The organism is Stenotrophomonas sp. pho (assembly GCF_006228405.1).
Lineage (GTDB): Bacteria > Pseudomonadota > Gammaproteobacteria > Xanthomonadales > Xanthomonadaceae > Stenotrophomonas > Stenotrophomonas sepilia.
On the sequence record NZ_CP029759.1, the window covers coordinates 822,907 to 843,736 of the forward strand.

The 20,830-nt window shown below is 64.1% G+C and carries 14 protein-coding genes and 4 tRNA genes; 17 read left to right on the forward strand and 1 reads right to left on the reverse strand.

Annotation, left to right across the window (positions count from 1 at the left end; genetic code table 11):
• Nucleotides 1–95 precede the first annotated feature (95 nt).
• The gene (locus DL544_RS03755; RefSeq protein WP_065186360.1) at nucleotides 96–2,834 is read right to left on the reverse strand and encodes a TonB-dependent receptor plug domain-containing protein; all 2,739 of its coding nucleotides are present in this window, start codon (nucleotides 2,832–2,834) and stop codon (nucleotides 96–98) included.
• Nucleotides 2,835–3,004: 170 nt separating this feature from the next.
• Between DL544_RS03755 and DL544_RS03760 the strand changes: the two genes are divergently transcribed.
• The 17 genes from DL544_RS03760 (at nucleotide 3,005) to rpsG (ending at nucleotide 20,763) form a co-directional block, all read left to right on the forward strand.
• A complete protein-coding gene (locus DL544_RS03760) occupies nucleotides 3,005–4,024 on the forward strand; it encodes a cyanophycinase (protein WP_139726760.1) in 1,020 nt (339 codons plus the stop codon).
• Nucleotides 4,025–4,129: 105 nt separating this feature from the next.
• Nucleotides 4,130–5,146 (forward strand): isoaspartyl peptidase/L-asparaginase family protein, encoded by a 1,017-nt coding sequence (locus tag DL544_RS03765; protein ID WP_139726761.1) that lies wholly within the window; start codon nucleotides 4,130–4,132, stop codon nucleotides 5,144–5,146.
• 137 nt (nucleotides 5,147–5,283) lie between these two features.
• Nucleotides 5,284–5,369: transfer RNA gene (locus DL544_RS03770), tRNA-Tyr, on the forward strand.
• 24 nt (nucleotides 5,370–5,393) lie between these two features.
• Nucleotides 5,394–5,467, forward strand: a tRNA-Gly gene (locus DL544_RS03775).
• Between the two features lie 49 nt (nucleotides 5,468–5,516).
• Nucleotides 5,517–5,592: transfer RNA gene (locus DL544_RS03780), tRNA-Thr, on the forward strand.
• 41 nt (nucleotides 5,593–5,633) lie between these two features.
• Entirely contained in the window at nucleotides 5,634–6,824 is a 1,191-nt protein-coding gene (gene tuf, locus DL544_RS03785; protein WP_065178958.1) for an elongation factor Tu, read from the forward strand.
• A 102-nt stretch (nucleotides 6,825–6,926) separates the two neighbouring features.
• Nucleotides 6,927–7,002 (forward strand) — tRNA-Trp (locus tag DL544_RS03790).
• Nucleotides 7,003–7,051: 49 nt separating this feature from the next.
• Nucleotides 7,052–7,465: a preprotein translocase subunit SecE gene (secE, locus tag DL544_RS03795; protein ID WP_004145202.1), complete on the forward strand. Its 414-nt coding sequence runs from the start codon at nucleotides 7,052–7,054 to the stop codon at nucleotides 7,463–7,465.
• 10 nt (nucleotides 7,466–7,475) lie between these two features.
• Nucleotides 7,476–8,036, forward strand: a complete 561-nt coding sequence (gene nusG, locus DL544_RS03800) for a transcription termination/antitermination protein NusG (RefSeq protein WP_004154362.1) — start codon at nucleotides 7,476–7,478, stop codon at nucleotides 8,034–8,036.
• Nucleotides 8,037–8,335: 299 nt separating this feature from the next.
• Entirely contained in the window at nucleotides 8,336–8,764 is a 429-nt protein-coding gene (gene rplK / locus DL544_RS03805; RefSeq protein WP_004145248.1) for a 50S ribosomal protein L11, read from the forward strand.
• Nucleotides 8,765–8,768: 4 nt separating this feature from the next.
• Nucleotides 8,769–9,467: a 50S ribosomal protein L1 gene (rplA, locus tag DL544_RS03810; RefSeq protein ID WP_005415407.1), complete on the forward strand. Its 699-nt coding sequence runs from the start codon at nucleotides 8,769–8,771 to the stop codon at nucleotides 9,465–9,467.
• A gap of 386 nt (nucleotides 9,468–9,853) precedes the next feature.
• Nucleotides 9,854–10,390, forward strand: a complete 537-nt coding sequence (rplJ, locus tag DL544_RS03820) for a 50S ribosomal protein L10 (RefSeq protein ID WP_005408203.1) — start codon at nucleotides 9,854–9,856, stop codon at nucleotides 10,388–10,390.
• A 63-nt stretch (nucleotides 10,391–10,453) separates the two neighbouring features.
• Complete coding sequence (rplL, locus tag DL544_RS03825; RefSeq protein ID WP_005415408.1) at nucleotides 10,454–10,822, forward strand: 50S ribosomal protein L7/L12; 369 nt, start codon at nucleotides 10,454–10,456, stop codon at nucleotides 10,820–10,822.
• A gap of 330 nt (nucleotides 10,823–11,152) precedes the next feature.
• Entirely contained in the window at nucleotides 11,153–15,307 is a 4,155-nt protein-coding gene (gene rpoB, locus DL544_RS03830) for a DNA-directed RNA polymerase subunit beta (RefSeq protein ID WP_139726762.1), read from the forward strand.
• An 87-nt stretch (nucleotides 15,308–15,394) separates the two neighbouring features.
• Entirely contained in the window at nucleotides 15,395–19,618 is a 4,224-nt protein-coding gene (rpoC, locus tag DL544_RS03835) for a DNA-directed RNA polymerase subunit beta' (RefSeq protein ID WP_061480645.1), read from the forward strand.
• Between the two features lie 284 nt (nucleotides 19,619–19,902).
• Nucleotides 19,903–20,277, forward strand: a complete 375-nt coding sequence (gene rpsL, locus DL544_RS03840; RefSeq protein ID WP_004145320.1) for a 30S ribosomal protein S12 — start codon at nucleotides 19,903–19,905, stop codon at nucleotides 20,275–20,277.
• A gap of 12 nt (nucleotides 20,278–20,289) precedes the next feature.
• On the forward strand, nucleotides 20,290–20,763 hold the full coding sequence (gene rpsG / locus DL544_RS03845) for a 30S ribosomal protein S7 (protein ID WP_004145321.1): 474 nt from the start codon (nucleotides 20,290–20,292) through the stop codon (nucleotides 20,761–20,763).
• The last annotated feature ends 67 nt before the right edge of the window (nucleotides 20,764–20,830 follow it).

Below are 20,830 nucleotides of genomic sequence, written 5' to 3' on the forward strand. Positions count from 1 at the left end.
GTCAGGCCGGAGCCTGCGCGTGGGTACCGTTCAGGCGGCGGAAAAGAGAACCCCCGCCGAAGCGGGGGTCTCCTGTATCGGCGCTGGCCAGGCACTTACAGTGCGCTGCCACCGAACTTGTGGGTGTACTGCAGGTTGATCGTGCGGCCGACGCTGTCGAACCAGGACACGTCGTAGTACGGGTAAGCGGTGTAGGTACGGTCCTTCGGCGGCATCTTGTTGAACACGTTGACCACCGACAGCGACAGGCGCGAGTGGTCGTCGACGCGGTACTGCAGCGAGGCGTTGTAGCGATAGGTCGCCTTCACGTACGGGCTGTCGCCGCTGTCCCAGTCGAACACTTGGTCGTAGCTGTCCGAGGTCGGCAGCTTGCCCAGGCGCGAGCCGTACACCGTTGCCGACCACGCATCCTTCTCCCAGGTCACGCTCAGGCTGGTCTTGGTGCGCGGAATGTCGAAGCCACTGTTGACCGCGAACTGGTCTTCGGTGCGGTCGCCGGGGTAGCGCTGGAAATCATGCTTCTTCACCCAGGTGTGCGTGCCGTTGAAGATGAAATCGCCGATGCCCGTCTGCAGGCGATAACGCAGGCCGGCGTCGATGCCGGAGGTGGATTCGCGGGCGACGTTGATCGGCTCCACGCGCACGCCATACAGGCGTCCGTCGTTGCTGCGGGTGATGCGGGCGAGCGCGTCCACGCAGGTCGGCGAATTGATGTCGGCGCTGCCCAGGCGGCAGTTTGCTTCGTTGGCCAGGAGCGTGCGCACGTCCATGTCCTGCACCTGGTTGCGCATATCGATGTCAAACCAGTCCACCGACAGGTCCAGGCCGATCGCCGGTGACCAGACAAAGCCGGCGCTCCACGAGGTGCTGGTTTCCGGGTCGAGCTGGCGGTTGCCGGTGCGGCTGCGGATCAGGTTGCGCTCGTAATCGGAACAGTCGCTGGCCTCCTCGAGGCGGCAGGTGTACAGATCCTCGGCGCTGGTCTCGTCGTTGCCCGGTCCGGCAAACACATAGTGCAGGTCCGGTGCACGGAATGCGGTGCCGTAGGAGCCGCGCACCAGCAGGGTATCGATCGGGCGCCATTCCAGGCCGCCGCTCCAGGTCTCCTTGCCGATGCTGTGTCCGGAATAGCGGTACTGGTCGTAGCGGCCCGCCACGCTCAGGTTGACCGTGTCGTGCAGCGGCATGCGCAGCTCCGCAGCCGTCGCCCAGCGGTTGCGCGAACCCTTGCCGTCCGAATCCTTCCAGCTGTAGTAGTAGTACCCGGTCGCCAGCGGATCGGGGTTCAGAGAATAGGCCTGCTGGCCCACTTCCACGGTCGCGGCAAACCCGGCATCGCCACCGGGCAGTGCGAACAGTGCTGCGTTGGTCAGGGTGAAGGCGGCGGTTTCCGTGCGCGACTTCGGAGTGTAGGTGGTACGCGCGGCGATCGAGTCGTACTCGGCGCGGGTCAGTGGACGGTACAGGCGTGACGGATCGGCGTTGTAGACCGGGAAACCGTCGTCATCCACGCCCAGCTGCGGGCCGAGGAACAGGTCATTGGCCTTGGCGGCAATGATCTGTGCCCAGCTGATGCGCGACTGGTACTGCGAATGGCTCAACGCCGCTTCGTAATCCCAGTTGCCAATCAGGTTGCCCTTGAAGCCGGTGGTCACGCTGAAGGTCTTCTGAGTGCTGCGCACCATGGCGTTGCGCAGGCCGCCCATTTCCTCGGGCGAGAACTGTCGCTGCCAGAACTCGATCTCGCCAGTGGCTTTGTTGTTGAAGTAGCCCGACTCCTCACCGTTGGCATCCATGCGGCCCCACTGGGTGACGTCGCGCATCAGCGACATCGAGTGGTAGCCGAGCTGCACGTCGGCGAACCACTGCTGGCCATTGTCGAAGTCGTAGCTCAGCGACGCGTAGCCGTTGGCGCCGCGGCGCTTGCTGAGGATGGTGCCGTAGCCGATCGAGCTGTCGCTGCCGCAGTAGTAGCCGTACTTCGGGCGGTAGGCACGATAGGTGCTGCCCTGGTTCTGGCCGGACAGCGCTTCGCAGGTGGCGGCGCCCGGGTCCAGGTAGTCATCGTTGTAGTCGGTGCGCAGATAGGCACGGCGCGCGATGCGCGAACCCTCGGTGGGGCCATCCCGGGTCGAGTCCTGGATGTCACGGTCATAGGCCCACAGCGGGGTCTGCGACTGCAGCTCGACGCTGTACACGGCGTTGAAGTTGCCACGGCTGAAACCGCTGGCCAGGCTCATGTCGAACGACTCGCCGCCGCCTTCGCTGGAGGTGCCCATGCGCATGTCGATCGTGGTGCCGTCGGCCTTCTTCTTCAGGATGAAGTTGACCACGCCGGCGATCGCGTCCGAGCCGTAGATGGCCGAGGCGCTGCCGGTCAGTACTTCGATGCGCTCGATCATGCCCAGTGGGATGTTGGAGACATCGGTGAAGTTGCTGCGGCCCTTGAACGGCATCGGGAAATCGGCAATACGCCGACCATTGACCAGCACCAGCGTGTGGTTCGGGCCCAGGCCGCGCAGGTCCACCTGCTGGGCGCCCGGCGAGAAGTCGGCGCCACTGGAAGACTGCTGGCTCTGCGTCTCACCGCCGTTCTGGGTCATTGCACGCAGCACGTCCGGCACGGTGGTGAAGCCACTGGAGCGGATCTGCTCGGCATTGATCACCGTGATCGGAGCGGGGCCTTCCACCTGGGCGCGCGGAATGCGCGAGCCGGTGACCTGCACCGCGTCCAGTTGTTGCACCGAAGAGGAAGCCGGTGCCTGGGCCGCCGCGGAAGCAGCCACGCCCATCAACGCCAGCTGGATCGACCACGCCATCGCCTGTCTACGCATGAGGAATTCTCGGAAATGAAGCCGGCCCGCAGAGGAGGGGCCCTGTCCCCCATTCAGACTTCCGGAATGGGCGCGCGCATTTAACGCCTTTTTCATGTCCTTGACTACTGGGCCCCTATCTGGCAAAGAGTGAAAACGCTTGCAAGTCGATTTTGTTCAGGGAGATCAAGATGCGACGCCTCGACCGGATCCTGCCTGGCCCCTTCGCCTGGCTGGCGCTGCTGGTGCTGGCCTGGCCATTGGCCACGCCCGCGCAGGACCTGCAGGGCCCCGGCTTCGCCTATTACGAAATCGGCGATCTGGAATCCCCGCGTCCCGGTCCGCGCGCGCCCGCCATGATGCTGATGGGCGGTGGCGAGTGGGTGCCGGAGGCCTTCCAGTGGTGGCTGAAGCAGGCCGGCAATGGCCGTGTGCTGATTCTGCGCGCCTCCGGTGGCGACGAACTGCAGGACCGCCTGTACCGCGAGATCGGCGGCACTACCGCAGTGCAGACCCTGGTCTTCGACAGCCGCCGCGGTGCCGATGATCCGGCGGTGCTGCGCGTGGTCGCGGCGGCCGATGCCATCTTCATTGCCGGCGGCGACCAGTCCCGCTATATCCGCTTCTGGAAGGGCACCGCACTCAACCGTGCACTCAACGCCCATGTGCGCGCCGGCAAGCCGCTTGCCGGTACCAGCGCTGGCCTGGCCATCCTCGGCGGCTATGCCTATGGCGCCATGGATGGCGGCAGCATCACCTCGGCCGGTGCGCTGGCCGACCCGATGGGCAGTGCCGTGACCCTGGACAGCGGCTTCCTGCAGATGCCCTACCTGCAGCGCGTGGTCACCGACACCCATTTCGACAAGCGTGACCGGCTCGGTCGCCTGATCGTGTTCGTGGCACGTGCCGCCCAGGACAGCGGCGACCCTGACATCGTCGGCATCGGCGTCGATGAGGACACCGCCCTGTGCGTTGAGCCCGATGGCCGGGCCCAGGTCTACAGCGCAGATGGCGAAGGCAAGGTCTGGGTGGTCAGCCCCGGCCGCGACGCCGACCGCCTGGTGGAGGGCGAGCCGCTGCGCTTCCATGCGGTGCCGGTGACGGTGGTCGCCAGCGGCAGCCGCATGCGGCTGGATGATTTCCAGGCCGAGGCCGATTACCAGGCCGTGGCCGACGTCAGCGACGGCGAGATTGAGTTCACGCTTCGGTAGTACCGGCCGCTGGCCGGCAACCCACCTTCCTGATGCGACCGGTGCCGGCCAGCGGCCGGCACTGCCGGTGCAATCCATTCACTACACCTGCTGGAGATGTACCCGATGAAACTGCGCCTGGTGCTGTCCGCGCTGCTGTCCCTGCCGTTGCTTGCCCAGGCCGCCCCGGCCGCCTCGCCGTTGCTGGTCATCCACGGCGGCGCCGGTGTCGAGCGCAAGGACCTGTCGCCGGCTGAAGAGAAGGCTGCGCGCGACGCGTTGCGCGCGGCGCTGCTGAAGGGCCATGCCGAACTGGCGGCCGGTCGCCCGGCGCTTGCAGCCGTCACTGCGGCAATCACCGTGCTGGAGGACGATCCGACCTTCAACGCCGGCAAGGGCGCGGTGTTCACCCATGACGGCCACAACGAACTGGATGCCGCAGTGATGGATGGCGCCACCCTGGCTGCAGGTGCGGTGGCCGGCGTGCAGCGGGTGCGCAACCCGATCCTGCTGGCCCAGGCCGTGATGCAGAAGTCCAGGCACGTGATGATGGTCGGGCAGGGTGCCGAGGCATTCGCGGTGGAGCAGGGCATCGGCCTTGTCGATCCATCCTACTTCCGTACCGACAAGCGCTGGCAGCAACTGCAGCGCGCATTGAAGGAAGAGGCCAGTGGCCAGGCGCACGCCGACCTGGAGACCGCAAGGCACTTCGGCACGGTGGGCGCGGTTGCCTTGGATGCGCAGGGGCAGCTTGCCGCCGGCACCTCCACCGGTGGCATGACCAACAAGCGCTATGGCCGTGTGGGTGATTCGCCGATCATCGGCGCCGGTACCTGGGCCGACGCGGGCTGCGCGGTATCGGGCACCGGCTGGGGCGAGTACTACATCCGGACTGCGGCCGCGCACGAGATCTGTGCGCGCATGCGCTACCAGCGGCAGACGCCGGAGCAGGCCGGCAGGGGCGTGATCAACGAGATGATTCCGAAGATGGGCGGCGACGGCGGCGCGATCGTGCTTGCCGCAGACGGAAAAATGGCCATGCCGTTCAACACCCGGGGCATGTATCGGGGCTGGATCGGCGCCGATGGCGTCCCCCATGTCGCAATTTTCGCCAGCGAGACCCTGTCGGTCCCTGGGCAATAACCTTGCGTATCAATGGGTTTGCGACAACGTGTGAAAAAGATGGAAAAAAGCGTTGACAGCCCCCCGCCTGATCAGCAGAATAAGCGGCTCACCACCACACACCGCAACGCTTCGGCGGCAACGGGTTGGGGTGGTAAGGAGGGATACCCAAGCGGCCAACGGGGGCAGACTGTAAATCTGCTGGCTTACGCCTTCGGTGGTTCGAATCCACCTCCCTCCACCAGTTTCACGTTGTGACATTCCCGGCGCGGGAGTAGTTCAATGGTAGAACCTCAGCCTTCCAAGCTGATGGTGCGGGTTCGATTCCCGTCTCCCGCTCCATTGAATGAACTTTGAATATTATCGAGTTCATGTCATAATGCAAAACTCGGCTCACGTAGCTCAGTCGGTAGAGCACTTCCTTGGTAAGGAAGAGGTCGAAGGTTCGATTCCTTTCGTGAGCACCATCTTAAGCATCACCTCTCAGACGAATTCGAGATAAGCAGCCATGGCCAAGGGTAAGTTCGAGCGCACCAAGCCGCACGTCAACGTCGGCACCATCGGTCACGTCGACCACGGCAAGACCACGCTGACCGCCGCACTGACCAAGATCGGTGCCGAGCGCTTCGGTGGCGAGTTCAAGGACTACTCCTCGATCGACGCCGCGCCGGAAGAAAAGGCGCGTGGCATCACGATCTCGACCGCGCACGTCGAATACGAATCCCCGACCCGTCACTACGCCCACGTTGACTGCCCGGGCCACGCTGACTACGTCAAGAACATGATCACCGGTGCCGCCCAGATGGACGGCGCGATCCTGGTGTGCTCGGCCGCTGACGGCCCGATGCCGCAGACCCGTGAGCACATCCTGCTGTCGCGCCAGGTCGGCGTGCCGTACATCGTCGTGTTCCTGAACAAGGCCGACATGGTGGACGACGCCGAGCTGCTCGAGCTGGTCGAGATGGAAGTGCGCGAGCTGCTGAGCAAGTACGAGTTCCCGGGCGACGACACCCCGATCATCGCCGGTTCGGCCCGTCTGGCGCTGGAAGGCGACCAGAGCGACATCGGCGTGCCGGCCATCCTGAAGCTGGTCGACGCGCTGGACAGCTGGATTCCGGAGCCGGAGCGTGCGATCGACAAGCCGTTCCTGATGCCGGTGGAAGACGTGTTCTCGATCTCGGGCCGCGGCACCGTGGTGACCGGTCGTATCGAGCGCGGCGTGATCAAGGTTGGCGACGAAATCGAAATCGTCGGCATCCGTCCGGTGCAGAAGACCACCGTGACCGGCGTTGAAATGTTCCGCAAGCTGCTGGACCAGGGTCAGGCAGGCGACAACGCTGGCCTGCTGCTGCGCGGCACCAAGCGTGACGACGTCGAGCGTGGCCAGGTGCTGGCCAAGCCGGGCACGATCAAGCCGCACACCAAGTTCGAAGGCGAAGTGTACGTGCTGTCGAAGGACGAGGGCGGCCGCCACACCCCGTTCTTCAACGGCTACCGTCCGCAGTTCTACTTCCGCACCACCGACATCACCGGCGCCGCCAAGCTGCCGGAAGGCGTCGAAATGGTGATGCCGGGTGACAACGTCAAGATGGAAGTCACCCTGATCAACCCGGTGGCCATGGACGAAGGTCTGCGCTTCGCCATCCGCGAAGGCGGCCGTACCGTCGGCGCCGGCGTGGTCTCGAAGATCATCGAGTAAGCCTGCAGTACCGGTGGTTGCATAGCGCCGCCGGTTACGCGAATGGCGGGCCGGGAACCTCGGTCCGCCTTCGCCGTCTAAGGGAAGGCAAGTTTTCAACGTACGCCAGTAGCTCAATTGGCAGAGCAGCGGTCTCCAAAACCGCAGGTTGGGGGTTCGAGTCCCTCCTGGCGTGCCATCTGCCCACCTTATCCAGCGGCCTGGGCCGCTAAAGCAGACACAGCCGGATGAATAGCAAGATCGAACACTCCAAGGACAACTCCGCCAACGGTGGAGATATCGTCAAGTATGTCGCCGCATCGCTGCTGGTGCTGGCCGGTCTGTTCGTCTGGTTCTGGTTCTCCGCGGACTCCGGTCGCGCCGCCCAGCTGGGTGCGTGGGCGGGTCAGTTGCGTGCATTGGCGGTCGTGGTCGGTCTGGTTGGCGGTATCGGCGTGTTCATGCTGACCGGCAAGGGGCGCGACACCCGCGAATTCCTCTCCGAGTCGCGCTTCGAACTGCGCAAGGTGGTCTGGCCGACGCGCCAGGAAGCCGTCCGCATGACCTGGGTCGTGATCGTCGTGGTGCTCATCCTCAGCCTGCTGCTGGGTGGCTTCGACTTCCTGATCCAGAAACTGACTCAGTGGTTCCTGAGCCGCTAAGGAGAATTGCATGAAGCGTTGGTACGTCGTTCACGCCTATTCGGGCTTCGAGAAGTCGGTGGCGCAGGCTCTGCGCGATCGCATCGTCCGTGATGGCATGGAAGAGCGCTTCGGCGACGTCCTGGTCCCGACCGAGGAAGTGGTCGAGATGCGCGCCGGCCAGAAGCGCCGTTCCGAGCGCAAGTTCTTCCCGGGTTACGTGCTGGTCCAGATCGAGACCCACGAGGAAGCCGGCATTCCGCGCATCGACAACGAAAGCTGGCATCTGGTCAAGGAAACCCCGCGGGTCATGGGCTTCATCGGCGGCACCGCTGATCGCCCGCTGCCGATCGCCGATTCCGAGGCCGAGGCCATCCTGAATCGCGTTCAGGAGGGTGTCGAGAAGCCGCGTCCGAAGGTGCTGTTCGAGCCGGGCCAGATGGTTCGCGTCACCGACGGTCCGTTCAACGATTTCAATGGCGTCGTCGAAGAAGTCAACTACGAGAAGAGCCGTCTGCGCGTCTCGGTGCTGATCTTCGGTCGTGCCACTCCGGTCGAGCTCGAGTTCGGCCAGGTCGAAAAGGCCGTCTGACCTGTGCTGTCGAGTCGAGCCATGCTCGGCTCCGGGGTATGGATGGTGCGGTAGTCGGGCAAGGCTCGACTCTCCAAAGGGAACCGGGCCTGGCCCGGTTCCGTTCGTTTACCTGCCGCTTCAGGCATGTGAAGAAAAAACCTGTTATAGTGCGCGGCTCCCCGCTGGGAAAGCCAGCAGGACGAGGCCGCCGCAAGGTGGCCTTCAGCATGATTTCAAAACGCGATGCCGGGACGCGTGATTCCCGGTCCGATGGGGAGCCTGTTGTCGAAAGGCGCTAGCACCCGGAGAGCACTCACATGGCAAAGAAAGTTGTCGGTTACATCAAGCTGCAGGTGAAGGCCGGTCAGGCCAACCCCTCGCCGCCGGTCGGTCCTGCGCTGGGTCAGCGTGGCCTGAACATCATGGAATTCTGCAAGGCGTTCAACGCTGCCACGCAGAAGCTCGAGCCGGGTCTGCCGGTTCCGGTGATCATCACGGCCTACTCGGACCGTACGTTCACCTTCATCACCAAGAGCACCCCGGCTACCACCCTGCTGAAGAAGGCCGCTGGCATCTCGTCGGGCTCCAAGCGCCCGAACACCGAGAAGGTCGGCAAGGTCACCCGTAAGCAGCTGGAAGAGATCGCCAAGGCGAAGGAACCGGATCTGACTGCCGCCGACCTGGACGCCGCCGTGCGTACCATCGCTGGCTCTGCCCGTTCCATGGGCCTCGTGGTGGAGGGTTAATAAGATGGCACAGACCAAGCGTGAGAAGGCCATCAAGGCCGCCGTCGTTCCGGGCAAGGCATACGCCTTCGAGGACGCGATCAACATCCTGAAGACCGCCACCAAGGCCAAGTTCGTCGAGTCGATCGACGTCGCCGTGCGCCTGGGCGTCGATGCGAAGAAGTCCGACCAGCAGGTCCGTGGCTCCACCGTGCTGCCGGCCGGTACCGGCAAGTCGGTCCGCGTCGCCGTGTTCGCTCCGGCCGGTGCCAAGGCTGACGAAGCCCTGGCTGCTGGCGCCGACGCCGTCGGTATGGATGACCTGGCCGAGAAGATGCAGGCCGGCGATCTGAACTACGATGTCGTCATCGCGACCCCGGACGCCATGCGCGTCGTCGGTAAGCTGGGCACCGTGCTGGGCCCGCGCGGCCTGATGCCGAACCCGAAGGTCGGCACCGTTTCCCCGAACCCGGGTGAAGCCGTGAAGAACGCCAAGTCGGGTCAGGTCCGTTACCGCACCGACAAGGCCGGCATCATCCACTGCACCATCGGCAAGGCCGACTTCGCCGAAGACGCGCTGAAGTCGAACCTGACCGCGCTGCTGCTGGACCTGATCAAGGCCAAGCCGGCCACCTCGAAGGGCACCTACCTGCAGAAGGTTTCGGTCAGCTCGACGATGGGCCCGGGCGTCACCGTCGACCAGTCGTCGCTGACCCTGAAGTAATTGTTTCAAGCGGTCACGGTGCCCCGGGTGCCGTGACCGTGACATTTGAAGGCATCGCTGGCAGTGCATCGCCCGCGGTAGCCGTCAAAGACCGCAGGCGCGGTCGTGGCAATACCGGCGACGGGCATGGAAGCTCGATCTGGCAAGGAGTCGCCGCCGGAGCAGTCAGGAGCGCTTAATCGATTCCCCGGAATCACCCTGCGTAGATGGTGCCCTTCTGGAGTTTTTCTGGTTCACGCACGTCTGGGTTTCCCAGGTTGGCCCACTCCAGGTCTAGAACGGCCCACCCCCGGAACATCATCCCGATGTTCCCGGCGTCCAGGATGGATGCCGCACAGGACCGCACACGGCAGGAGCCGTAAGCGGAGTTCAATAGGAGGAGTGCAATGGCTCTCAATCTGTCCCAGAAGCAAGAAGTAGTCGCCGAGCTGGCAGACGTCGCCGCCAAGGCCCACTCCTTGATCGCAGCCGAATACGCTGGCACCACGGTCGCCCAGATGACCGCGATGCGCAAGCAGGCTCGTGAAACCGGTGTTTTCTTGAAGGTTGTCAAGAACACCCTGGCTTCGCGCGCCGTTGAAGGCACCGAGTTCGCAGTCGCCCAGGACCAGATGGTTGGTCCGCTGCTGTACGCGTTCTCGCTCGAGGAGCCCGGCGCTGCCGGTCGCCTGATCAAGGAAGCCGCCAAGGGCAACGACAAGCTGAAGGCTAAGGTCGTCGCCATCGGTGGTGAAGTGTTCCCGGCGAGCCACGTCGACGTGCTGGCATCGCTGCCGACCCGCGACCAGGCCCTGGCCATGCTGGCCCGCGTCCTGACCGAGCCGGTCACGATGTTTGCCCGCGCCATCAAGGCCGTTGGCGAGAAGCAGGGGGGTGGCGATGTCGCCGCTGACGCTGCCGAGCCGGCCGCCGAGACCGCCTGAGTTTCGACTTGCCGTGGTTCCTGACGGAACCTCAATCCAGAAAATCATCCAAAGGTATTAATCATGTCCCTTACCAACGAACAGATCGTCGACGCCATCGCCGAGAAGTCCCTGATGGAAGTGATGGAGCTGGTCAAGGCCATCGAAGAGAAGTTCGGCGTCTCCGCCGCTGCTCCGGTTGCCGTGGCTGCTGCCGCTGGCCCGGCTGCTGCTGTTGAAGAGCAGACCGAATTCGTCGTCACCCTGAAGACTGCCGGCGAGAAGAAGGTCGAAGTCATCAAGGCCGTCCGCGCCATCACCGGCCTGGGCCTGAAGGAAGCGAAGGACCTGGCCGAAGCCGGCGGCGTCCTGAAGGACAACGCTTCGAAGGAAGAAGCCGAGAAGATGAAGAAGGACCTGGAAGCTGCTGGCGCGACTGTCGAAGTCAAGTAAGCAGTTACCTTGCATCGTCACCGATTCGCGGCGATGCAGCCAAGGCTGGGGGCGTAAGCCCCCGGCCTTTGGTCGTTGTTGCGGTGTTGTAGATCCGCGCCATGCGTGGATGTGAAAAAAAAGCAGGAAAAAGCCCAACACGGGCTGCAGTCAAACCCCGGCAGGCCAGCGCCGAGCGCGGCAGCGGGGGAGTGGTAGCAGACGAGTTGGCAGTTGGAAGTAGCGGGAGAAGGCGTGCTGGTGCCGGCAATACCAGCGACTTCCAACTGACAATTTCAAGTTCCCTTCGGATCGTGGGCGCACGATCCGCACAACAAGGTGGAAGACCTCATGACGTCCTATTCGTTCACCGAAAAAAAGCGTATCCGCAAGGATTTCGGCAAGCAGCGCTCGATTCTCGAAGTGCCGTTCCTGCTCGCCATCCAGGTGGATTCCTATCGTGAATTCCTGCAGGAAAACGTCGATCCGGCCAAGCGCACGGACCACGGCCTGCACGCTGCGCTGAAGTCGGTCTTCCCGATCGCCAGCTACAGCGGCAACGCTGCCCTGGAATACGTCGGCTACAAGCTGGGCGAACCGGTCTTCGACGAGCGTGAGTGCCGCCAGCGCGGCATGAGCTACGGCGCCCCGCTGCGCGTGACCGTGCGCCTGGTGATCTACGACCGTGAGTCGTCGACCAAGGCCATCAAGTACGTGAAGGAGCAGGAGGTCTATCTGGGCGAAATCCCGCTGATGACCGAGAACGGCACCTTCATCGTCAACGGCACCGAGCGCGTCATCGTCTCCCAGCTGCACCGCTCGCCGGGCGTGTTCTTCGACCACGACCGTGGCAAGACCCACAGCTCGGGCAAGCTGCTGTACAGCGCCCGCATCATTCCCTACCGCGGCTCCTGGCTGGACTTCGAGTTCGACCCGAAGGACGCGCTGTTCACCCGTATCGACCGCCGCCGCAAGCTGCCGGTGTCGATCCTGCTGCGCGCGCTCGGCTACAGCAACGAAGAGATGCTGGCCGAGTTCTTCGAGATCAACACCTTCCACATCAACCCGGATGAAGGCGTCCAGCTGGAGCTGGTGCCGGAGCGCCTGCGTGGCGAGACCCTGGGCTTCGACCTCGCCGACGGCGACAAGGTCATCGTGGAAGCCGGCAAGCGCATCACCGCGCGTCACATCAAGCAGCTGGAAGCCTCGGGCATTGCCGCCCTGGCCGTGCCGGACGACTACATCGTCGGCCGCATCCTGTCGCACGACGTGGTCGATGCCTCGACCGGCGAACTGCTGGCCCAGGCCAACGACGAGATCACGGACGAGCAGCTGCAGGCCTTCCGCAAGGCCGGTGTGGATGCCGTGGGCACCCTGTGGGTGAACGACCTGGATCGTGGCCCGTACCTGTCCAACACCCTGCGTATCGACCCGACCAAGACCCAGCTGGAAGCCCTGGTCGAGATCTACCGCATGATGCGTCCGGGCGAGCCGCCGACCAAGGATGCCGCGCAGAACCTGTTCCACAACCTGTTCTTCACCTTCGAGCGCTACGACCTGTCCGCGGTCGGCCGCATGAAGTTCAACCGTCGCGTGGGCCGCAAGGAAACCACCGGCGAAGCCGTGCTGTACGACAGCAAGTACTTCGGCGAGCGCAACGACGAAGAGTCCAAGCGCCTGGTCGCTGCCCACGGCGAAAGCTCCGACATCCTGGACGTGATCAAGGTCCTGACCGAGATCCGCAACGGTCGCGGCGTGGTCGACGACATCGATCACCTGGGCAACCGTCGCGTGCGTTCGGTCGGCGAAATGGCCGAGAACGTGTTCCGCGTCGGCCTGGTCCGCGTCGAGCGTGCGGTTAAGGAGCGCCTGTCGATGGCCGAGTCGGAAGGCCTGACCCCGCAGGAACTGATCAACGCCAAGCCGGTCGCCGCTGCCATCAAGGAGTTCTTCGGCTCCTCGCAGCTGTCGCAGTTCATGGACCAGAACAACCCGCTGTCGGAAGTGACCCACAAGCGTCGCGTCTCGGCCCTGGGCCCGGGCGGCCTGACCCGTGAGCGCGCCGGCTTCGAAGTGCGCGACGTGCACCCGACCCATTACGGCCGCGTCTGCACCATCGAAACCCCGGAAGGCCCGAACATCGGCCTGATCAACTCGCTGGCCGTGTACGCCCGCACCAACAAGTACGGTTTCCTCGAGACCCCGTACCGCAAGGTCGTGGACGGCAAGGTCTATGACGAAGTCGAGTTCCTGTCGGCCATTGAAGAGAACGAGTACGTCATTGCGCAGGCCAACGCGCTGACCGACGCCAAGGGCACCCTGGCCGAGCAGTTCGTTCCGTGCCGCTTCCAGGGCGAATCGCTGCTGAAGCCGCCGGCGGAAGTCCACTTCATGGACGTTTCGCCGATGCAGACCGTCTCTATCGCGGCCGCGCTGGTTCCGTTCCTGGAGCACGATGACGCGAACCGCGCACTGATGGGCGCCAACATGCAGCGTCAGGCCGTGCCGACCCTGCGTTCGCAGAAGCCGCTGGTCGGCACCGGCATCGAGCGCGCCGTGGCGCGTGACTCGGGTGTGACCGTGAACGCCCGTCGTGGTGGTGAGATCGTGCAGATCGACGCGGCCCGCATCGTGGTCAAGGTCAACGAGGAAGAGATCGTTGGCGCCACCGACGCCGGCGTGGACATCTACAACCTGGTCAAGTACACCCGGTCGAACCAGAACACCTGCATCAACCAGCGTCCGCTGGTCCAGGTGGGTGACGTCATCGCCCGCGGCGACGTGCTGGCCGACGGTCCGTCCACCGACATCGGCGAGCTGGCCCTGGGCCAGAACATGCTGATCGCGTTCATGCCGTGGAACGGCTACAACTTCGAAGACTCCATCCTGCTCTCCGAGCGCGTGGTGGAAGAGGATCGCTACACCACGATCCACATCGAAGAGCTGACCTGCGTCGCGCGTGACACCAAGCTGGGGCCGGAGGAAATCTCCGCCGACATCCCGAACGTCTCCGAGCAGGCGCTGAACCGCCTGGACGAGAGCGGCGTGGTGTACATCGGTGCAGAAGTGCGCGCTGGCGACATCCTGGTCGGCAAGGTCACCCCGAAGGGCGAAAGCCAGCTGACCCCGGAAGAGAAGCTGCTGCGCGCGATCTTCGGCGAGAAGGCTTCGGACGTTAAGGACAGCTCGCTGCGCGTTCCGCCGGGCATGGACGGCACCGTCATCGACGTGCAGGTCTTCACCCGCGACGGCATCGAGAAGGACAAGCGCGCGCGCCAGATCGAAGAGTCCGAAATCAAGCGCGTCAAGAAGGACTTCGATGACCAGTTCCGCATCCTGGAAGCGGCCATCTACATGCGTCTGCGTTCGCAGATCGTGGGCAAGGTGGTCAATGGTGGTGCTGGCCTGAAGAAGGGTGACGTGATCACCGACGCCTTCCTCGACGGCCTGAAGAAGTCTGACTGGTTCGCCCTGCGCATGAAGGACGAGGACGCCTCGGAAGCCATCGAGCGCGCCCAGAAGCAGATCCAGGCGCACGAGAAGGAATTCGAGCGTCGCTTCGCCGACAAGCGCGGCAAGATCACCGCGGGCGACGACCTCGCCCCGGGCGTGCTGAAGATGGTCAAGGTGTTCCTGGCGGTGAAGCGCCGCATCCAGCCGGGTGACAAGATGGCAGGCCGCCACGGCAACAAGGGTGTGGTGTCCAACGTGGTGCCGGTCGAGGACATGCCGTACATGGCCTCGGGCGAGACCGTGGACATCGTGCTGAACCCGCTGGGCGTGCCGTCGCGTATGAACATCGGCCAGATCCTGGAAGTGCACCTGGGCTGGGCCGCCAAGGGTCTGGGTCGCAAGATCCAGGCGATGCTGGAAGCCCAGGCGGCGGTCGCCGACCTGCGCAAGTTCCTGGACGACATCTACAACCACGACGACACCAACGTGGCCAACCGTGTCGACCTGTCGCAGTTCAGCGACGAGGAGCTGCTGCGCCTGGCCCGCAACCTGACCGACGGCGTGCCGATGGCCACCCCGGTGTTCGACGGCGCCACCGAAGCGGAAATCAAGCGCATGCTGGAACTGGCCGACCTGCCGAGCAGTGGCCAGACCCAGCTGTACGACGGCCGCACCGGTGAAGCCTTCGACCGCCATACCACCGTCGGTTACATGCACTACCTGAAGCTGAACCACCTGGTCGACGACAAGATGCACGCCCGTTCGACCGGTCCGTACTCGCTCGTCACCCAGCAGCCGCTGGGCGGCAAGGCGCAGTTCGGCGGCCAGCGCTTCGGTGAAATGGAAGTCTGGGCGCTGGAAGCCTACGGCGCGGCCTACACCCTGCAGGAAATGCTGACGGTGAAGTCCGATGACGTGCAGGGCCGCAACCAGATGTACAAGAACATCGTCGACGGCGAGCACGAGATGGTCGCGGGCATGCCGGAATCCTTCAACGTGCTCGTGAAGGAAATCCGCTCGCTGGCCATCAACATGGAACTGGAAGACAACTGATCCATGCCGGCGCGGCGGTCCGCCGCCGCGCCGCTGGCAGTGAACTGAAAGCCCATCGACACAGCATTCCTCCTTCTGGAGAACACCATGAAAGACCTGCTCAACCTCTTCAACCAGCAGCGCCAGACGCTGGACTTCGACGCGATCAAGATCGCGCTGGCCTCGCCGGACCTGATCCGTTCGTGGTCCTTCGGCGAAGTGAAGAAGCCGGAAACCATCAACTACCGTACCTTCAAGCCGGAACGCGACGGCCTGTTCTGCGCCGCCATCTTCGGCCCGGTGAAGGACTACGAGTGCCTGTGCGGCAAGTACAAGCGCATGAAGCACCGCGGCGTGGTCTGCGAAAAGTGCGGTACCGAAGTGACCCTGGCCAAGGTGCGCCGCGAGCGCATGGGCCACATCGACCTGGCCTCGCCGGTCGCGCACATCTGGTTCCTCAAGTCGCTGCCGTCGCGCATCGGCCTGATGCTGGACATGACCCTGCGCGACATCGAGCGCGTGCTGTACTTCGAAGCGTACGTGGTGACCGAGCCGGGCCTGACCGCCCTGGAGCGCCGCCAGCTGCTGACCGAGGAACAGTACCTGCAGGCGCGCCAGGAACACGGTGACGACTTCGACGCCGCCATGGGCGCCGAGGCCGTCTACGAACTGCTGCGCACGATCGACCTGCAGTCCGAGATGACCCGCCTGCGCGAGGAAATCGCCGCTACCGGTTCGGAAACCAAGCTCAAGCGCCTCACCAAGCGCATCAAGCTGATCGAAGCCTTCCTGGAATCGGGCAACCGTCCGGAATGGATGGTCATGACCGTGCTGCCGGTGCTGCCGCCGGACCTGCGTCCGCTGGTCCCGCTGGATGGCGGCCGCTTCGCGACCTCCGACCTGAACGACCTGTACCGCCGCGTCATCAACCGCAACAACCGCCTGCGCCGCCTGCTCGAACTGAGCGCGCCGGACATCATCGTGCGCAATGAAAAGCGCATGCTGCAGGAATCGGTCGATGCACTGCTGGACAACGGCCGCCGCGGTCGTGCCATCACCGGCACCAACAAGCGCCCGCTGAAGTCGCTGGCCGACATGATCAAGGGCAAGCAGGGCCGCTTCCGCCAGAACCTGCTCGGCAAGCGCGTCGACTACTCGGGCCGTTCGGTCATCGTGGTCGGCCCGTACCTGCGCCTGCACCAGTGCGGCCTGCCGAAGAAGATGGCGCTTGAGCTGTTCAAGCCGTTCGTCTTCGCCAAGCTGCAGCGTCGTGGCCTGGCCACCACCATCAAGGCTGCCAAGAAGCTGGTCGAGCGCGAAGAAGCCGAAGTCTGGGACATCCTGGAAGAGGTCATCCGCGAGCATCCGGTGATGCTGAACCGTGCGCCGACCCTGCACCGCCTGGGCATCCAGGCGTTCGAGCCGGTACTGATCGAGGGCAAGGCCATCCAGCTGCACCCGCTGGTCTGCACCGCGTTCAACGCCGACTTCGACGGTGACCAGATGGCCGTCCACGTGCCGCTCTCGCTGGAAGCCCAGCTGGAAGCGCGTGCGCTGATGATGTCGACCAACAACATCCTGTCGCCGGCCAACGGCGAGCCGATCATCGTGCCGTCGCAGGACGTCGTGCTGGGTCTGTACTACATGACCCGCTCGCTGGAGAACAAGAAGGGCGAGGGCATGGCCTTCGCCAACATCGCCGAAGTCAAGCGCGCCTACGACAACCGCGTGGTGGAACTGCACGCCAAGGTCAAGGTCCGCATCACCGAGGTGGTGACCGACGAAGACGGCAACAAGCAGAACAAGACCTCGATCGTGGACACCACGATCGGTCGCGCCCTGCTGGCTGAAATCCTGCCGGAAGGCCTGCCGTTCGCGCTGGCCAATGTCGAGCTGACCAAGAAGAACATCAGCCGCCTGATCAACTCCAGCTACCGCCAGCTCGGCCTGAAGGACACGGTCGTGTTCGCCGACAAGCTGATGTACACCGGCTTCGCCTATGCGACCCGCGCCGGCGTCTCGATCGGCATCGACGACATGCTGATCCCGGACGAGAAGAAGGGCATCCTCACCGAGGCCGAAGCCGAAGTGCTGGAAATCCAGGAGCAGTACCAGTCGGGCCTGGTCACCGCCGGCGAGCGCTACAACAAGGTGGTCGACATCTGGTCGCGCACCAACGAGCGCATCGCCAAGGCGATGATGGACACCATCGGTACCGAGAAGGTCGTCAATGCCAAGGGCGAGACCATCGACCAGAAGTCGATGAACTCGCTGTACATCATGGCCGACTCCGGTGCGCGTGGTTCGCAGGCGCAGATCCGTCAGCTGGCCGGCATGCGTGGCCTGATGGCCCGCCCGGACGGCTCGATCATCGAGACGCCCATCAAGGCGAACTTCCGCGAAGGCCTGAACGTGCAGGAGTACTTCAACTCCACCCACGGTGCCCGTAAGGGTCTGGCCGATACCGCGCTGAAGACCGCGAACTCGGGTTACCTGACCCGTCGCCTGGTCGACGTGGCGCAGGACGTGGTGATCACCGAAGTGGATTGCGGTACCACCGAAGGCCTGATCATGACCCCGATCGTGGAAGGCGGCGACGTGGTCGAGCCGCTGAAGGATCGCGTGCTGGGCCGCGTGGTTGCCGAGGACGTGTTCCTGCCGGGCAACGACGAAGATCCGATCGTCACCCGCAACACCCTGCTGGACGAAGCCTGGGTTGCCAAGCTGGAAGATGCCGGCGTGCAGACCATCAAGGTCCGCTCGACCATCTCCTGTGAATCGGCCTTCGGTGTCTGCTCGCGCTGCTACGGCCGCGACCTGGCGCGTGGCCACCTGGTCAACATCGGTGAAGCGGTCGGCGTCATCGCCGCCCAGTCCATCGGTGAGCCGGGTACCCAGCTGACCATGCGTACGTTCCACATCGGTGGTGCGGCGTCGCGAGCTGCTGCGGTCGACAACATCACCGTCAAGACCACCGGCTCGGTCAAGTTCAGCAACCTCAAGTCCGTGGAGCACGCCAACGGCTCGCTGGTGGCGGTGTCGCGCTCGGGCGAAATCTCGGTGCTCGATGCGCACGGCCGTGAGCGTGAGCGTTACAAGCTGCCGTACGGTGCGACCATCACGTCCAAGGACGGTGATGCGATCAAGGCTGGCCAGACCGTGGCCAACTGGGATCCGCATAACCACCCGATCGTGTCGGAAGTGGCCGGCTTCATCCGCTTCATCGACTTCGTCGACGGCGTCACCGTCATCGAGAAGACCGACGAGCTGACCGGCCTGGCCTCGCGCGAAATCACCGATCCGAAGCGTCGTGGTACCCAGGCCAAGGACCTGCGCCCGATCGTGCGCATCGTCGACGCCAAGGGCAACGACCTGTCGATCCCGGGCACCGACCTGCCGGCGCAGTACCTGCTGCCGCCGCGTTCGATCGTCAACCTGCAGGACGGCGCCCCGGTGGGCGTGGGCGACGTCGTCGCCAAGATCCCGCAGGAAGCGTCGAAGACCCGCGACATCACCGGTGGTCTGCCGCGCGTGGCCGACCTGTTCGAAGCGCGCAAGCCGAAGGATCCGGCGGTGCTGGCCGAGCGTTCGGGCATCATCAGCTTCGGCAAGGACACCAAGGGCAAGCAGCGCCTGATCATCAAGGACACTGATGGTTCGGAGCACGAAGAGCTGATCCCGAAGTACCGCCAGGTCATCGTGTTCGAAGGCGAGCATGTCACCAAGGGTGAAACCATCGTGGACGGCGAGCCGAGCCCGCAGGACATCCTGCGCCTGCTGGGTGTCGAGCCGCTGGCTGCCTACCTGGTCAAGGAAATCCAGGACGTGTACCGCCTGCAGGGCGTGAAGATCAACGACAAGCACATCGAGGTGATCACCCGCCAGATGCTGCGCAAGGTCGAGATCACCGACCAGGGCAGCAGCAAGTTCCTGAACGGCGAACAGGTGGAGCGCCAGCGCGTTATCGAGGAGAATGCGCGCCTGTCGACCCGCAACGAACTGCCGGCGCGCTTCGATCCGGTTCTGCTGGGTATCACCAAGGCCTCGCTGGCGACCGAATCGTTCATCTCGGCGGCCTCCTTCCAGGAGACCACCCGAGTGCTGACCGAGGCTGCCGTCCGCGGTACCAAGGACAACCTGCGTGGCCTGAAGGAAAACGTCATCGTCGGCCGCCTGATTCCGGCCGGTACCGGCCTGTCCTACCACAGCAGCCGCCGTCGCGGCGCTTCCGGTCTCACCGACTCGGAAATGCAGACCCTGGCCGGCACCCCGGCTGCGGTCGAGTCCCCGGTGGTTGAAGCCGAAGCTGAACAGGCCTCGGGCGAAGAATGAGGTATCCGGTCCGGCCGCAAGGCCGGACCACCCCGTCGGTCCATCGATGGGATTGGGAAAGGGCAGGGGAGATCGTCCGCGATCGACCCAGCCAACCTGAACGGGGTACATGGAGGCCCCCCAGTAACGTCCCGGGATCAGGGACGGGCTTGACAGGAGGCGTTTGACTGCTTTCCTTGCAGGTTGCTACAATCGTCTGTCTCAGCAGGCCAAAATTTCGGCCTGCTTTAACATTTCCGCATCTCTGGCCGGATTTTCCGGCCACCAATCAGAAGAACCTACTGATGGCGACGATCAACCAGCTGGTCCGCAAGCCGCGGCAAGCGACCACCTACAAGAGTGCCTCGCCGGCGCTCGACAAGTGCCCGCAGCGCCGTGGCGTCTGCACCCGTGTCTACACCACCACTCCGAAGAAGCCGAACTCGGCTCTGCGCAAGGTTGCCAAGGTCCGCCTGACCAACCAGGAAGAAGTGATTTCCTACATCGGTGGTGAAGGCCACAACCTGCAGGAGCACTCCGTGGTCCTGATCCGCGGCGGTCGCGTCAAGGACCTGCCGGGTGTGCGTTACCACACCGTTCGTGGCTCGCTCGACGCCGCCGGCGTTGCCAAGCGTCGCCAGGCCCGTTCCAAGTACGGCGCCAAGCGTCCGAAGGCATAAGGAGAGAGCACTATGTCGCGTAAGGGTAATACTCCGCAGCGTTCCGTCCTGCCCGATCCGAAGCACGGAAGCGAAACCATCGCCCGTTTCATCAACATGGTCATGCAGAGCGGCAAGAAGTCCGTCGCCGAAAAGATCGTGTACGGCGCCATGGACGTGATCACCGAGAAGAACAGCAGCGCCAACGCCATTGAACTGGTGCAGAAGGCTCTGGACAACGTCGCTCCGGCGGTCGAAGTCAAGTCGCGCCGCGTCGGTGGTGCCACCTACCAGGTGCCGGTCGAAGTGCGTTCGTCGCGCAAGATGGCCCTGGCCATGCGCTGGTTGATCGACTCCGCGCGCAAGCGTGGTGAGAACACCATGCCGAAGAAGCTGGCTGCTGAACTGATCGACGCCTCGGAAAACCGCGGCGGCGCCATCAAGAAGCGCGAAGAAACCCACCGCATGGCCGAAGCCAACAAGGCATTCGCCCACTACCGCTGGTGAGTTTGACGGCCTTGTAAAACAGGCAGGGCAGCACCACTTCGGTGCGTGCTGCCTCGCGGTCCCAGAA

Excerpts from the sequence above, each read along its gene's own strand:
- nusG (WP_004154362.1), top strand. The coding sequence starts at position 7,476 with ATGAAGCGTTGGTACGTCGTTCACGCCTATTCGGGCTTCGAGAAGTCG.
- rplA (WP_005415407.1), top strand. The coding sequence starts at position 8,769 with ATGGCACAGACCAAGCGTGAGAAGGCCATCAAGGCCGCCGTCGTTCCG.
- tuf (WP_065178958.1), top strand. The coding sequence starts at position 5,634 with ATGGCCAAGGGTAAGTTCGAGCGCACCAAGCCGCACGTCAACGTCGGC.
- DL544_RS03755 (WP_065186360.1), bottom strand. The coding sequence starts at position 2,834 with ATGCGTAGACAGGCGATGGCGTGGTCGATCCAGCTGGCGTTGATGGGC.
- DL544_RS03765 (WP_139726761.1), top strand. The coding sequence starts at position 4,130 with ATGAAACTGCGCCTGGTGCTGTCCGCGCTGCTGTCCCTGCCGTTGCTT.
- secE (WP_004145202.1), top strand. The coding sequence starts at position 7,052 with ATGAATAGCAAGATCGAACACTCCAAGGACAACTCCGCCAACGGTGGA.
- rpsL (WP_004145320.1), top strand. The coding sequence starts at position 19,903 with ATGGCGACGATCAACCAGCTGGTCCGCAAGCCGCGGCAAGCGACCACC.
- rpsG (WP_004145321.1), top strand. The coding sequence starts at position 20,290 with ATGTCGCGTAAGGGTAATACTCCGCAGCGTTCCGTCCTGCCCGATCCG.
- rpoB (WP_139726762.1), top strand. The coding sequence starts at position 11,153 with ATGACGTCCTATTCGTTCACCGAAAAAAAGCGTATCCGCAAGGATTTC.
- rplK (WP_004145248.1), top strand. The coding sequence starts at position 8,336 with ATGGCAAAGAAAGTTGTCGGTTACATCAAGCTGCAGGTGAAGGCCGGT.
- rplL (WP_005415408.1), top strand. The coding sequence starts at position 10,454 with ATGTCCCTTACCAACGAACAGATCGTCGACGCCATCGCCGAGAAGTCC.
- rplJ (WP_005408203.1), top strand. The coding sequence starts at position 9,854 with ATGGCTCTCAATCTGTCCCAGAAGCAAGAAGTAGTCGCCGAGCTGGCA.
- rpoC (WP_061480645.1), top strand. The coding sequence starts at position 15,395 with ATGAAAGACCTGCTCAACCTCTTCAACCAGCAGCGCCAGACGCTGGAC.
- DL544_RS03760 (WP_139726760.1), top strand. The coding sequence starts at position 3,005 with ATGCGACGCCTCGACCGGATCCTGCCTGGCCCCTTCGCCTGGCTGGCG.